Source organism: Chamaesiphon sp. OTE_20_metabat_361 (genome assembly GCF_031364565.1).
Map to the genome: position 1 here is coordinate 1 of NZ_JANLWO010000728.1, position 13,319 is coordinate 13,319.

Annotated in this window: 10 protein-coding genes; 6 read left to right on the forward strand and 4 right to left on the reverse strand. The window is 44.8% G+C overall.

Annotation, left to right across the window (positions count from 1 at the left end; all coding sequences use genetic code 11):
* Positions 1 to 430, forward strand: a 430-nt coding sequence (locus RMO35_RS20575) for a rhodanese-like domain-containing protein (protein WP_309743751.1), incomplete at its 5' end; no start/stop codon positions are given.
* Here the strand turns inward: RMO35_RS20575 and RMO35_RS20580 are convergent.
* Positions 382 to 645: a DUF2887 domain-containing protein gene (locus RMO35_RS20580; protein WP_309743753.1), complete on the reverse strand. Its 264-nt coding sequence runs from the start codon at positions 643 to 645 to the stop codon at positions 382 to 384. The genes RMO35_RS20575 and RMO35_RS20580 overlap by 49 nt on opposite strands.
* 124 nt (positions 646 to 769) lie before the next feature.
* Positions 770 to 1,630, reverse strand: coding sequence for a ferritin-like domain-containing protein (locus RMO35_RS20585; RefSeq protein WP_309743755.1), 861 nt, complete (start codon positions 1,628 to 1,630; stop codon positions 770 to 772).
* A 161-nt stretch (positions 1,631 to 1,791) separates the two neighbouring features.
* Between RMO35_RS20585 and RMO35_RS20590 the strand changes: the two genes are divergently transcribed.
* Positions 1,792 to 3,069 carry a sugar ABC transporter substrate-binding protein gene (locus tag RMO35_RS20590; protein WP_309743757.1) on the forward strand — a complete coding sequence of 426 codons (1,278 nt, stop codon included), beginning with the start codon at positions 1,792 to 1,794 and terminating at the stop codon, positions 3,067 to 3,069.
* Positions 3,070 to 3,398: 329 nt separating this feature from the next.
* On the opposite strand, the gene RMO35_RS20595 is transcribed toward RMO35_RS20590, so the two are convergent.
* Positions 3,399 to 4,166, reverse strand: a complete 768-nt coding sequence (locus RMO35_RS20595) for a zinc metallopeptidase (protein ID WP_309743759.1) — start codon at positions 4,164 to 4,166, stop codon at positions 3,399 to 3,401.
* A gap of 385 nt (positions 4,167 to 4,551) precedes the next feature.
* Between RMO35_RS20595 and RMO35_RS20600 the strand changes: the two genes are divergently transcribed.
* Together RMO35_RS20600 and RMO35_RS20605 are read left to right on the forward strand one after the other, a co-directional pair.
* Positions 4,552 to 6,765, forward strand: coding sequence for an ankyrin repeat domain-containing protein (locus tag RMO35_RS20600; RefSeq protein WP_309743761.1), 2,214 nt, complete (start codon positions 4,552 to 4,554; stop codon positions 6,763 to 6,765).
* Between the two features lie 25 nt (positions 6,766 to 6,790).
* Positions 6,791 to 8,188 (forward strand): serine/threonine-protein kinase, encoded by a 1,398-nt coding sequence (locus tag RMO35_RS20605; RefSeq protein ID WP_309743764.1) that lies wholly within the window; start codon positions 6,791 to 6,793, stop codon positions 8,186 to 8,188.
* Between the two features lie 63 nt (positions 8,189 to 8,251).
* Here RMO35_RS20605 and ppk1 read toward each other — a convergent pair whose 3' ends face one another.
* Positions 8,252 to 10,429, reverse strand: a complete 2,178-nt coding sequence (ppk1, locus tag RMO35_RS20610; RefSeq protein WP_309743766.1) for a polyphosphate kinase 1 — start codon at positions 10,427 to 10,429, stop codon at positions 8,252 to 8,254.
* Positions 10,430 to 10,721: 292 nt separating this feature from the next.
* Here ppk1 and RMO35_RS20615 point away from each other — a divergent pair, with 292 nt between their 5' ends.
* Complete coding sequence (locus RMO35_RS20615; protein ID WP_309743767.1) at positions 10,722 to 11,711, forward strand: hypothetical protein; 990 nt, start codon at positions 10,722 to 10,724, stop codon at positions 11,709 to 11,711.
* Between the two features lie 195 nt (positions 11,712 to 11,906).
* A complete protein-coding gene (locus tag RMO35_RS20620) occupies positions 11,907 to 12,995 on the forward strand; it encodes a hypothetical protein (RefSeq protein WP_309743770.1) in 1,089 nt (362 codons plus the stop codon).
* The last annotated feature ends 324 nt before the right edge of the window (positions 12,996 to 13,319 follow it).

The following is a 13,319-nucleotide window of genomic DNA, read 5'->3' on the forward strand; positions in this document are numbered from 1 at the left end:
ACCTGGCAACTTTCAGCCGCAGATCCAGTCAGATTGGATCGAAGATATCGGTCGAGTCAGAGCCATTCAAAACTCACCCGCACATCTGCTCATCGACTCCCGCGAAGCCGATCGCTATTTAGGTAAAACCGAACCGATCGATCCAGTTGCCGGACATATCCCCAGTGCCATCAATTATCCCTGGCAAGGTGTCTCTACGCCAGACGGGTTTGCTTTAACTATTGCGGAGCAACAACAGCGTTGGACGGCAATTTCGCAGAATATAGAGCCGATCGTCTACTGCGGTTCGGGGGTGACAGCTTGCGTGAATTTATTTTCGCTAGAACTAGCTGGCATTAGTGGCGCTAAGTTGTATCCAGGGAGTTGGAGCGATTGGATTTCTTATGAAGGGGAAGAAGGTTGGGATGAAGTAAGAACAGGAAACGGGTAACAAAAATTACCAATTTCGTTGACATTTAAAGCTTGGGCATAAGAGGCTGTTTGAAAAGGAGGTATCGCATCCATCTCTTCTCTAGTTAGATTACCAAACTTGTAAACAATAATCGTCGAGATTAAATCGATTATAGTTCGTTCGCCTCCCGATCTCTCGATAAGACTTCTTGCCGCGAGTGTTGCGGCTTCACTCTCGATCGTCGTCAACACCATCAAGCCATGTTTCGTTAAATCTAGTCTAGATTTAATGGATGATACACACCAGTCATTGACATCGATGCTGTTGGGTTTCGCCTTGGCTCAACCCAACCTACCACCCCCATCTCCCATCTCCCATCTACTTCACCGAATTACTTAAAAACATCGGAATAAATTGCGTCACAAAAGCTTGAGGATCGCGACTCCAGGCTTTTTGAGCGGCGGTGATGCGAACTTTTTGGAGTTCGGGATCGAGGATGGTTTCGGGTAGACGCGCCATCAGATATTGAGGGCGTTCCCAGAGGGGAAGGGTGTTAACGACATCCATCAAGTTACCGACGCGGCGGAGTTCGGCACCGAACATGATATCCATACCAGATTCAAAGGCTGCTTGCTCGATCGCGACGAACTTGCGTTTGGCTACTTCGACTTTTTGGCGGTGTGCGGGACTTTGAGCGGCAATCTTTGCGAGTTGGCGGTTGCCCCAGCGGACGTGCCCGGTTTCTTCGGGGAAGATTTTCTCGATCGTTTCGCGGATCTGGATATTTTCGGCGGTTTGGGGTGCGGCTTTGAGCGCGTGAATGTGAGCGGAGAAGAATTCACAACCGCGTTTTTCGGTGATGTTAATCGCCGCAAGTGCAGCAATGACGGCATCTTCGGGGGTGGTGTAAGTTTCTCGATCGATCAACCGCTCGAACTCATCGATATATGATACTCCAGGTGGGGTATCGAGAGGGCCGCCGAGATCGAGGAGCAAATCGGTGAGCCACATCGCATGGCGGGATTCATCGTTAATATGATGGGACAGATCCCGAATCAATTCGGGAGGATTGCCATTGAGCTGTTGGATTAATTCGGTGAGATCTTTGCAACTGCGTTGTTCGTTGTAGCGGTAGCGATTGAGAGTGATGAGGTGAATTTCGCGATCGCTGACAACACGCTCTAAGATCTCTCTGGCACTAAGGCTATTGTTAAATTTCCGAGGGTAGGCAACTGTCATGATGTTTTGGAGGGATAGTCATGGACGCTAACTTACGAATTGTAACGTAGTCTACATTTGAGAACAGATAAATGCACTACAGTCAAAATCGTCGATTTTAGCCGATCGAGCGTCCCAATCGCTGATAATATCTTGATGTCGATCGCAGGGTGCTAAGGTTAATGTTTGAGATTGCTAAGTTACGTCGGTTTGTGGTTTGTGGTTTGTTGGGATTGCTCCTAACTGGCGTGGTGAGTTGTCTCAAATCGCCCACCCAAACCCCACAATTAGAATTTTGGACGATGGAGCTTCAGCCCAAGTTTAATGATTATTTTAAGGACGCGATCGGTAAATTTGAGGCGGCTAACCCTAGTATCAAAGTCCATTGGGTAGACATTCCCTGGGGTGCAATGCAGGGCAAGATTCAAGCGGCGATGGGTGCTAAAACGGCACCGGATGTTGTCAATCTCAATCCCGATTTTGCGATTCAACTGGCGGCTAGGAATGCCTGGTTGAACCTCGATCCCGTTCTGACTAAGGGTGAAAATAAAGAGTACCTACCGAGCATCTGGCAAGCTGGCACCTTGGATGGTAAAGCTTTTAGTTTGCCCTGGTATCTGACGACAAATGTGACTATCTATAACCAAGAACTATTTACTAAAGCTGGTGTCCCTAAACCGCCGACTACTTATCAAGAGCTGGCGCAAGTTGCCAAGCAAATCAAAGAAAAGACTGGTAAATATGCCTTCTTCACTACCTTTGTTCCCGAAGATAGTAACGATGTCCTCGAATCGATGATCCAGATGGGCGCTCAACTAACCGACAAACAGGGCAAAGCTGCCTTTAATACCCCGGCTGGCAAGGCCGCCTTTCAATATTGGGTGGATCTCTACAAACAAGGCTTGCTGCCCAAGGAAGCCCTGACTCAGGGGCACAAACAAGGGATTCAACTCTATCAAGCTGGCGAAACTGCGATGCTCTCAGCCGGAGCGCCATTCATTAATTCGATCGCTCAAAATGCCCCCCAAATCGCCAAAGTCTCGGCTGTCGCGCCCCAAATTACCGGGCAAACTGGCAAGAAAGGCGTCGCGGTGATGAATCTGGTTGTTCCCCGCACCACCAAGATGCCCGACGCCGCCGTTAAATTTGCCTTATTTATCACTAATGCCACCAATCAATTAGCCTTCGCTCAAGCCTCAGATACGCTACCTTCTAATATCAAAGCAGTGGCTGATTATAAGACTAAATTAGAAAGCGGGGATGATAAATCGGCACTCGATCGCGGTAAATTGATTAGTGCCGAGCAGTTATCACAATCAGAGATCTTAATTCCTCCATTGAAAAATCTTGATGTCCTGAAAAAAGCTATCTATGAAAATCTCCAAGCGGCAATGTCTGGCGAAAAAACAGTCGAGCAAGCAGTTACCGATGCCGCTACTACCTGGGATGCAGGGAAATAATTAATGGCGTTACTGAATCGGTGTATGATGCAATCGATCGAGCAATGTTGCGAAATTTAGAGTAGGGGCAATTCATGAATTGCCCTAAATTTCACAGGCAAATCATCCTCCAAATCGGCAATGCCTAATTAATAATTAGATTATTCTAACCATCTGGGTTTCGATCGAATGTCAAACCGATTTAAATAGAGTAGACACAGATCTTGCACCAGTATAAAAATATTGGTAGTTACCCTAGATCTACGCTTAGTAATAGTATTTAGGCATTGGTGCAAGATGTGAGTAGACGACATGTAGCGACTCTATTTGATTTTCTGAGGAAAATGGGATTACAATCGACCGCTACAATAACGAAGATAGGTGAACCCACAAGCTATGAGAAATTTTCGTGCTGCCTTCAGTTGCCGTACATCCAAAACCTTGTAATGTTTCAATATATACATCGCTCTTACAGACGCATCGATTTCAGTCAGCAGAATAGTCATTCTACATATAAACAGGCAGCAGATGGATGGAGGTATCAGAATAATAACAGCTAGCAACATCGCACAATAAAGCGGCATACATAATAAGGTAAAACCACATTTTACGATCGCACCGATCGCCCAAACGAGATAATTTCGCTTGGGAGGTTGAGATTGGTTGAGATATTGTCGATCTCGATCTATTTCGGGATATTGAATGTATTCATTTTGAATTTGAGATTTTTTTTGCGCTATTGAATAAGACTCAACTGCTCTTTTAAGATCTGATAACATACCAGATTTTATAAGCGTTATCATGAATATGATGAGTTCAGTAAAGCGACCGACATACAGAATCGGGGTCTTTCCCAGCAAACTGATAAGTTTTTTCTCGAATTGTGGCTGAAGAGCGTGCCCGACTTCATGTGCGGCGATCGTCACTGCGACAACAGTTTGAGAGTAAGCCACATCTTCTGATAAACCAATTAAATTGAAGACCAAGCTATAACAATCAACTTTATTTTCTGATATACAAACCTTGACATCTACTCGGTTAGATTCACGCAAAATAAATCTAGCAAGACGGATACCAGTCATCCCAATCTGATTGCTTTCAAGTAGGGTGCGTTTCAAGCCAGGATTCGATCGAGGCATTAGATTATCGAGATATTTATCAAGCTCGTGTGTAGACAGATCGAATCTGCTGTCATAAATATTGTGTATTGGCATCGCTCGATTTTCCAGCTAGGTTTTTCCTGACGAAGCAATTTAACTGCTGTTGTCAGAGCTATAACTTCCCATTGGGGAAATTCTTTCGATTTATTCAGACGATCTCAAAATTTCCCGATCGTCGATCGATTTACTAGTATTTGAATTGTAAATTTTTGTTAATGTTCTGGGAAAACTCCCGGTGGGGGTTGTCGATAATTGTAGTAGTGATGGCGAGATGCGATCGCCTACGGGAGGCTACGCCAACGATCTCATCGGATTAGCAGCTTGACAACCCAAGCGGTAATAGTTGACGAATTTTATGGAAATTGCCAACGCTTCAGGGACGATCGTCGATACACGTTATCAGCTTGTCGAACATTTGGGTGAAGGTGGTAGCGGCAGCACCTACAGCGCGATTCGGCTGGAGGATGGAGCCACCGTCGCCATCAAAATCCTCTCCCTGCGCCACCTCAATGACTGGAAACAGCTCGAACTCTTCGAGCGCGAAGCTAAAGTCCTCGCGCAGCTCAACCATCCTCAGATTCCCAACTATCTGGAGTATTTTCATGTCGATACTCCCACCAATCGCGCCTTTTATATCGTCCAACAACTCGCACCTGGGAAGCCGCTGACTGCTTGGGTGCAATCTGGCTGGCGCGGCACTGAAGCCGAAGTGCGGGATATTGCCAGTCAGCTACTCGAAATTTTGGCGTACCTCCACCAACAATCCCCACCGCTGATTCATCGCGATCTCAAACCTCACAATATCATTCGCAACGATGATGGACGAGTGTTTCTCGTTGATTTTGGAGCAGTGCAGGATGTTTACAATAATACCCTGCTCAAAGGCAGCACGGTTGCGGGTACCTTTGGCTATATGGCTCCCGAACAGTTTCGGGGTTTGGCGGTACCTGCGAGTGATTTGTATGGCTTGGGTGCGACTATTTTATATCTATTGACTCATCGATCGCCTGCGGATTTGCCGCAAGCAAGATTAAAGCTAAATTTTCGCGCACATGTGAATATCTCCGATCGTTTTGCCGACTGGCTAGAAACGATATTGGAGCCAGATTTATCTGCTAGGTTTCCATCGGCAGCAGCGGCTCTAAGTGCCTTACAAAAACCAAATCGGTTTCGCATTCAACGAGGGGCTAAAATTGGTTTTCCGTGGCGAGGTGCCACGATTGCCGCTACGATTTTGGCGATATTTGTGCCGCTAATTTATGAATATCGATACGCATTCACAACTAGACTTGGCTTCCCCGCCCGCGATATTTGTGATGCGATCGAGCGCAATGACGTAACATCTCTTCAGCAGTATCTCGATCGCGGCGTGAGTGTCAATTCTACTGTTGTCAATGCTGGACGCAGCTATATTGCTGTTTCCCCCTCTAGAGCTGGTTCCTTACTGCACTGTGCAATCGAGCATAAACAAGTTGAAATTGTCAAATATTTACTCGAAAATGGTGCAAATATTTATACGCTCAATAGTAATAGCTGGGCACCAATACATGAAGCGATTAACATGCCTTGTGGCGACGACAAAGATTGCGCCCGGCGGACACAAATTATCATGTATCTATTAGACTATAAAACTGATATCAATCTCAAGGGTAGTGATGGTTCGACGCTGCTAATGTCTGCCGTAAAATCTCAAGATGTCAAATTAGTAAAGTATCTGCTCGAACGTGATGCCGATCCTCAGCCACTCACGACCGAAAATCAATATTCACTCTGGCATACTTTTGCCAATAGCGGTGGAAAATTTAAGCAGACGGAAACTACATGGATCGCCCAGCAATTAATGTTGACAAAATTAGATATCAACCAAACCGATAGCCAAGGAAATACACCTTTGCACTTAGCGATCGAACGTAATAACGGGGTCAGCCTCATCGATATTTTATTAGCTAATGGAGCGAGAACCGATCTACGAAATTATCAAGGCGAAACTCCGCTCACCATTGCGATTTCAAAGAATTATTTCGATGCTGTCAAACTGTTGCTGTCGCGAAATTCTAAAGTCAACTTTCCAGACGGAGATGGTAAAACTCCCCTAATGAGCGCGATTGACGCCGCCACTAACGATGGCGATGGGGATCGCTTTACACCAGCTACTTTTACTAGCCCTGCTGCGCCACCATTCGATCGATCTCGCTCTGCGCCAAAGATCGTTAAGTTACTCCTAGCTAAAGGTGCTAACCCCAATCTTGTCGATCGAGATGGCAATACAGCACTGCATCTGCTTAGCAATCTTGATGAATTCTCTTATGGCTGCCGACAGCAGCGATCGCTAGCACTCTATATCCTAGACTTACTAGTTCGAGATCGAGTAGATATTAAAGCTGTGAATAAGCATGGTGATACAGCATTACATGTATTTGCTAAAAAAGATTTCTTCCCCATAACCGATCGATTGATTAGCTATGGTGGAAATCCACTGCAAAAGAATCGTCAAGGCATAAATGCGCTGGAGTTAATTAAAATAGCACCATCTAGATCGTCTAGATGCGAACCTTAATTCGATAATATAGACAGATAAAGTAATGAAACAGATCGTTGCGACGCAGGGAAATAGCTATCAGCTTCTAGACTTATTAGGTGAAGGCGGTAGTGGTAAAACTTATCGTGCTGTAGACGATCGATCTCAAACTGAAGTTGCAATTAAAGTCTTGAGTTTGCGGGGGATGCGAGACTGGAAGACGCTCGAATTATTCGAGAGAGAAGCCAAAGTCCTCGCGCAACTAAATCATCCGGCGATTCCTCATTATTTAGATGCTTTTCAGACTGAGATCGCTGGAGAAGATGCTTTTTGTCTCGTGCAAGCGATCGCGCCGGGGCGGACTTTAACTGATTGGGTGGAGTCGGGACATGTGTTTAGTGAAGAAGATCTGCGGGACATTGCCACCCAGATTTTAGAGATTTTAATTTATCTTCAGACGTTCACACCACCCATTATTCATCGCGATCTCAAACCGCAAAACTTGTTGTGGAGCGAGTCAGGTGAGATTTATTTAGTAGACTTTGGAGCAGTGCGCGATACTTATCACCTTACCATTACAGGTGGCAGTACGATCGTTGGTACTTATGGTTATATGGCTCCCGAACAATTTCGCGGACAAGCGGTGTTAGCGACGGATTTATATGGCTTGGGGACGACATTACTCTATCTCAAATCTGGACAAGATCCGGCAGATCTACCCGTCAAACTGATGAAAATAGATTTTCGCCACCGAGTCAAAACTTCTCCCGATTTTGCTAATTGGTTAGAGAGATTGTTAGAGCCGATCCCAGAAGATCGCTATCGCAATGCTGCCCAAGCTTTAGATGCTTTGAATGGCAGAATTGCCGCTAAAGTCGATCGTCCCAAACAGCCGATCGCCCAAATTTCACATCACGGCGATACGATGAAAATAGTCATTCCGCCGATGTGGTTGGCAACGCGTAGCAGCCGAAAAACTTTTCTAACTGCGACATTATTGTTGTCACTATCGCTGGCTGGCTGGTGGCTGATGTCCGCAGCCGTTTTACCTAGTATGTTATGGCTACCATTGTTACTATTTGGCATCGTAGTAACTCCGTGGATGATGCGCGTACTATGGCATTTTGGTAACGTTGTCATCTGTCAACATGAAATAGAAATAGTTGCTCGACAAGCAATCTGTCAGACGAAATTAGGCGGGATCGCAATTTCTAGCTTGACGATCGAGTTGGAAGATATCCAAAATATACATTGCCAAACAACAGGCAGATTGAGTTTTCAAGGTGGTATTCAATTTAAAACTTCCGTGCAGCGTTACTATCAAATAGAGCATATGCAGACTGACGGCAGATATTATTTACCACTATATACTTTCGGCAAATATCTCGATCTCGCCGAGCAGCGGTGGCTAGTAGGCGAAATACTCGAACAGTTGCACTATCTCGATCCTCACATCGATTGAGCTTCTAGATAGTGCAAAGACAGGCAGGTAATTAATTATTAATTATCAATTATTAATTATTAATTAATTACCTGCCATCTCCATCAAGATTTGCTGAGTACTTTCTTCATCAGTGCCAATTTGCGGACGACGTTGTTTATAACTGCCATCGGATTGCATATCCCACGCTTGACGGTTATCAGCTAACATAATCCCCAAGATTTCTTGCAGATCTTTAGAGATATCAGGATCTTCGATCGGCGTGATGACTTCTACACGCCTGTCGAGATTGCGAGTCATCCAGTCAGCACTCCCAATTAAGACGATCGCATCACCACCATTTTGGAAATAATAGATTCGTGAATGCTCTAAATAACGACCGATAATACTGATGACGCGAATATTTTCGCTCACGCCTGGTACTCCAGGACGCAAACAACACATCCCCCGAATAATCAGATCGATCGAGACGCCAGCTTGGGAGGCACGGTAGAGATTAGCAATGATTTTTGAATCGACTAGAGCATTCATCTTGACGACGATTCGCCCAGCTCTTCCGGCTTGACAGTGGTCGATTTCTTGTTGAATTAGTCGATCGAATGATTCGCGTGAATTTACGGGTGAAACTAATAATTTGCGATACGCTCGCTGTTGGGAATAACCAGTTAGATAGTTGAACAGATCCGTCAGATCCGCCCCAAGCTCGGGACGACAACTAAACATCCCCACATCGGTATATAGCTTAGATGTCTTGGCATTATAATTACCCGTCCCGATATGCACATAGCGGCGAATTTGTTCATCTTCACGGCGGACGACTAAGACTACTTTAGTGTGAGTTTTTAAGCCGACTAATCCATACACGACGTGAACGCCAGCCTGCTCTAGTTTGCGGGCGAGATTGATATTATTTTGCTCGTCAAATCTGGCTTTTAGTTCGATTAGTACCGATACTTGTTTGCCATTTTCAGCGGCTTTAATCAACGCTTTGAGAATATGTGAATCTCCAGTTGTCCGATAGAGCGTCATCTTAATTGCCAATACCTTCGCATCGTTCGCCGCACAGGTAATAAACCGTTCTACCGTTTCTGAAAAGGACTGATAGGGATGATGAACGAGAAAATCTTTCTCAGCAATTAATTTAAAAAAGTTACTGCTATCTTCAGTTACTTTCATCCGTCGTAAATAAGCTGGAATCACCGGATTCCACGGTGGATCTTTAAGTTCGGGGACGGGTAATGCTAAAAAAGACATCAGATCTCCCAATCCCAACATCCCATTTACTTCATACAGATCTTGCTCAGTGACTTCTAGCTCCTCTTGCAGCATCTGACGGATCTGAATTGGCATTGTCGAGTCGATCTCGATTCGCACTGTAGAGCCACCTTTACGCCGCTTCCGCAAGCCATGCTCGATCGCTTGGAGTAAATCTTCAGCTTCATCTTCAGCGACGCTGATATCGGCATTACGCGTTACTCGGAATGTATAACAATCTTGAATATTCATCCCTGGAAAAAGGGATTCTAAGTTGTGCGCGATCAGTTGTTCGAGGGAAATGCCCGTCCAAGTTTGGGCTGGTTCGCGCTGCTCGGTGGTGGTGCCTTCGCGGACGAATTGCAGGGGGTGGGTACGATCGATCTGTTGTAATTCGACGGGTAACTTAATAAATCGCGGTAACACTTGTGGCACTTTGACTCTGGCAAATAATTCTTCACCAGTATCGGGATGTTTAATCGCTACCGCTAGGTTTAAACTCAAATTTGAGATGTAGGGAAATGGATGTCCCGGATCTACAGCCAATGGTGTCAGAACTGGAAAGATTTGCTCTTCAAAATAGCTTTGGAGATAATTACATTGTTCTTGATTTAAGTCAAAATAATCCAGCAGGTAAATCTCCTGCTGAATCATTGCCGGACGCAAGACTGTCTCAAAATGCTGATGCTGTCTGGTAATTAGCTGCTGGACGCGATCGCTTACTACTGCTAGTTGTTCGTTGGGCGTTCGTCCATCTATGGTTAATTGAGTGACTTTTGCCTCAATTTGTTGTTTGATGGCGGCAATTCTTACCATAAAGAATTCATCGAGGTTCGAGCTAAAAATTCCCATGAATTTTAGGCGTTCGATTAATGGTGTCCGCTCGTCCATTGCTTCATGTAAAACACGAGCGTTAAATTCTAGCCAAGTCAATTCTCGGCTCAGATAATATTGTGGATCGGTTAAATTGATGTCGGAACGATCGGTAATGGGCGTTTGTGTTGACATGTAGTGAATTTCCAATCTTAAAGTTAATTTTTAAGCTAGATTTTAACGGTCGATCGAGTTGACTTAGTACAAATTTCCTATAAAGTATTGACAGTAAAACACTTGTAAGGTACAATAGTACTATTAAAGTAATGACAGCCCTCAATGTCGATCGGCAAATAATCGGCGTGCATTTAGGTTAATTACAGTAGATATTTGGGCACAATTAATAGGCGATTGAGATAATCCCCAACTCTGCGGCATCGCACACAGAGTAGTTTTCCTGCGTTGTTATCCTTAAGGCATCTAAATTATGGCAGTAGTAAAAGATAGTAAGACTCAGATCCTCACAGAACTAGATCGTATTCTAGCAGAGCAATATCGACCGGGTTCTAAAGTTGCTACCAAAGAAGAAGAAGCGCAACTAGCCAAGAACAAAGAAATTGTTACCCAAGCGGCTAGTTATACCGTTGACACGATCGTCAAGGGGATGGCAGACTTACAGCTAGAATTTGGGAGTATTATCAATGGACTATCAGATCGGCTGACTGTCGAAGTTGAAAAACTCAACGTTGTCAAACAATCGATCGAGATTGAAACCCAGCATCGCGCCGAACTTCAGCAAGTACGCGTAGTTGCCGACGCTTTATATATTATTACCCAAGAGCATCAACAAAGCCTCAAAACGATCGAACAAAAACTGGCAACCGATCGCGAAAATCTCGAAAAAGAGCAAGTTAACCTGCGAACTCAGTGGGAAAGAACCGATCGCGATTATACCGAGCAGCAAGCAGAAACTCTCACAGTCATAACCAGAGAACGTCAAAAAGAGCAAGACGAAGTTCAGTACAAAGTTATTCGCGATCGCCAGATCCAGACAGACACATATACTGAAACCAAGCGCAATCAAGAAAAAGATCTCCAGTCTCAAGATCGCGAGCAACAGAAGCAATGGAAAGAGCGCGAAAAATTCTTGAAAGATAATCAAAAGCTAGCCGACGAGAATGCGGCTAAAGTTGTTGCCTTCCCTGCTGAGCTTGAAGAAGCAGTTAAAAAAGCTCGCGAAGAAGCAATTAAAGAAACAAGTAGCGATGCTAAAGTCAAAGCCGATCTAGCCGAGAAAGAATGGGAAGGCACCAAGCAAGGCTTTGAAATGAAGATGCAGTCATTAGAACGCGTCATCGAACGCCAGAATGCTCAAATTCTCTCGATCTCCGAGCAGCTACAAACAGTGATGAATCAGGCACAATCATTAGCAATGAAAGCATTTGAAACCTCCGCCAAAATTAGCGAGAAAAATTAATTTATGAGGTGGGAGTGAGGAGATGGGAGTTGGGAGGGGTAAAGGGTAAAGGTAAAGGGTAAAAGGTAAAAGAACAATTTCTAATCTCCCCGTCCCCTAGTCCCCTCGTCTCCCAACTCCCATCCCCCAACTCCCAACTCCCATCTCCCAACTCCCATCCCCCATCCCCCAACTCCCAACTCCCCCAAAAAATTTATGCCACCAAAACCAACAGATAAAAGTACCAAAGCAGAAATTCTCACGGCATACAACCAACTTGCCGAAGAGAAAAAGACTCTCGAAGCCGAAGTGAAAAATATTCAAAAGCAAGCCGCGACAGCCCCTGTATTCACCCCCGCAGCCAAAGTAGTCAAAGACGAACCCAAAGCCATCATGAACGTATCCTCGACTCAAGATAAGGTGAACAACACGATCGCGAGTTTGGATAGCCTCCAGCTCGGTTTTGGTGCCGCTGTGAGCGAATTATCCGAAAAGCTCACCACCGAAGCGGCTAAATTAGCCGACATTCGAGAAGGTGTCACCGTCGAGATTACCGACTTGCAAACACTGCATAGTCTCACCGTCGATGAAGACACCTTTGAGACACTAATTGAGAACTATGAAACTAGCTCCAAAGCTTTTGGAGAAGAGTTGAGACAGCGCCAAGAAGCCGCTCATCAAGAGGTGCAGAACCTCGCTAAAGCCTGGAGCAAGGAGCAAGAACTCAACGGCATCACTGTCAAAGAGAAAATCGAACTCGATCGCAAAAATAGCCAGCGGGAAATTCAAGAATATAAATATAACTTAGAACTACAACGCAAACTCGATCGCGAGCAATACGAGCAGCAGCAAGCAGCTTTATATTACGAACTAGCCGAAGCCAAAGAAATCCAAGAAAAAACTTGGGCAGAGCGAGAACTAGCCTTAGCAGAGCGTGAGAAGCTCTTTAATGAAGCTAAAGATAAAGTTGCTGCTTTCGTTCAAGACAAAGAAAAAGCAATTGAGAAAGCTAAAGGTGAAGGTAAAGGAATTGCCAGTTACCAAGCGAAAATTAAATCCGATCTATATGCCAAAGAAGTCGAAGGTCAAAAACGTTTCTATGAAGGCAATATCGACTCTCTCCAAGAAACAATCCTCAATCAAGAAGAGCGCCTCAATAGCCTCTCTACTCAACTAGCAGCAGCTCTCAAGCAAGTCCAAGATCTCGCCGTCAAAGCGATCGAAGGTTCGGCAAACGCCAACTCTTATCAGACGCTCAAAGAGATTACCCTAGAGCAAGCCAAATCCCAAGCCAAAACCAAATAGTTTTTAAAAACAGCGCGAGGTATCGATCGACAATCTCGATCGATCCCTCGCTTTTTTGTGTCAGTTTATCAGTCCCCGATCGCGTATCGCTAGCGTGAGTTGAATCTGGCACCCGATCGATATGTCGTCGGTAGTACCTGGAAATAGGCACAGATCTCCCAAAATCTGCAATGTAAGCGATCGCGATCGCTACAATTAACGATCTAAATCTATCATGCCTTGTGAGATTTTATAAAAGAGATATTCTTCCGTGTAACCACGGATGAAGGTGGCAATCTTTTGCAGATATTCTGTATAAGTAGTGGCAAAAGCTAAATATTATTT

Coding starts and splice junctions, on each gene's coding strand:
- RMO35_RS20580 (WP_309743753.1), bottom strand. CDS start 645: ATGGTGTTGACGACGATCGAGAGTGAAGCCGCAACACTCGCGGCAAGA.
- RMO35_RS20585 (WP_309743755.1), bottom strand. CDS start 1,630: ATGACAGTTGCCTACCCTCGGAAATTTAACAATAGCCTTAGTGCCAGA.
- RMO35_RS20590 (WP_309743757.1), top strand. CDS start 1,792: ATGTTTGAGATTGCTAAGTTACGTCGGTTTGTGGTTTGTGGTTTGTTG.
- RMO35_RS20605 (WP_309743764.1), top strand. CDS start 6,791: ATGAAACAGATCGTTGCGACGCAGGGAAATAGCTATCAGCTTCTAGAC.
- ppk1 (WP_309743766.1), bottom strand. CDS start 10,429: ATGTCAACACAAACGCCCATTACCGATCGTTCCGACATCAATTTAACC.
- RMO35_RS20615 (WP_309743767.1), top strand. CDS start 10,722: ATGGCAGTAGTAAAAGATAGTAAGACTCAGATCCTCACAGAACTAGAT.
- RMO35_RS20620 (WP_309743770.1), top strand. CDS start 11,907: ATGCCACCAAAACCAACAGATAAAAGTACCAAAGCAGAAATTCTCACG.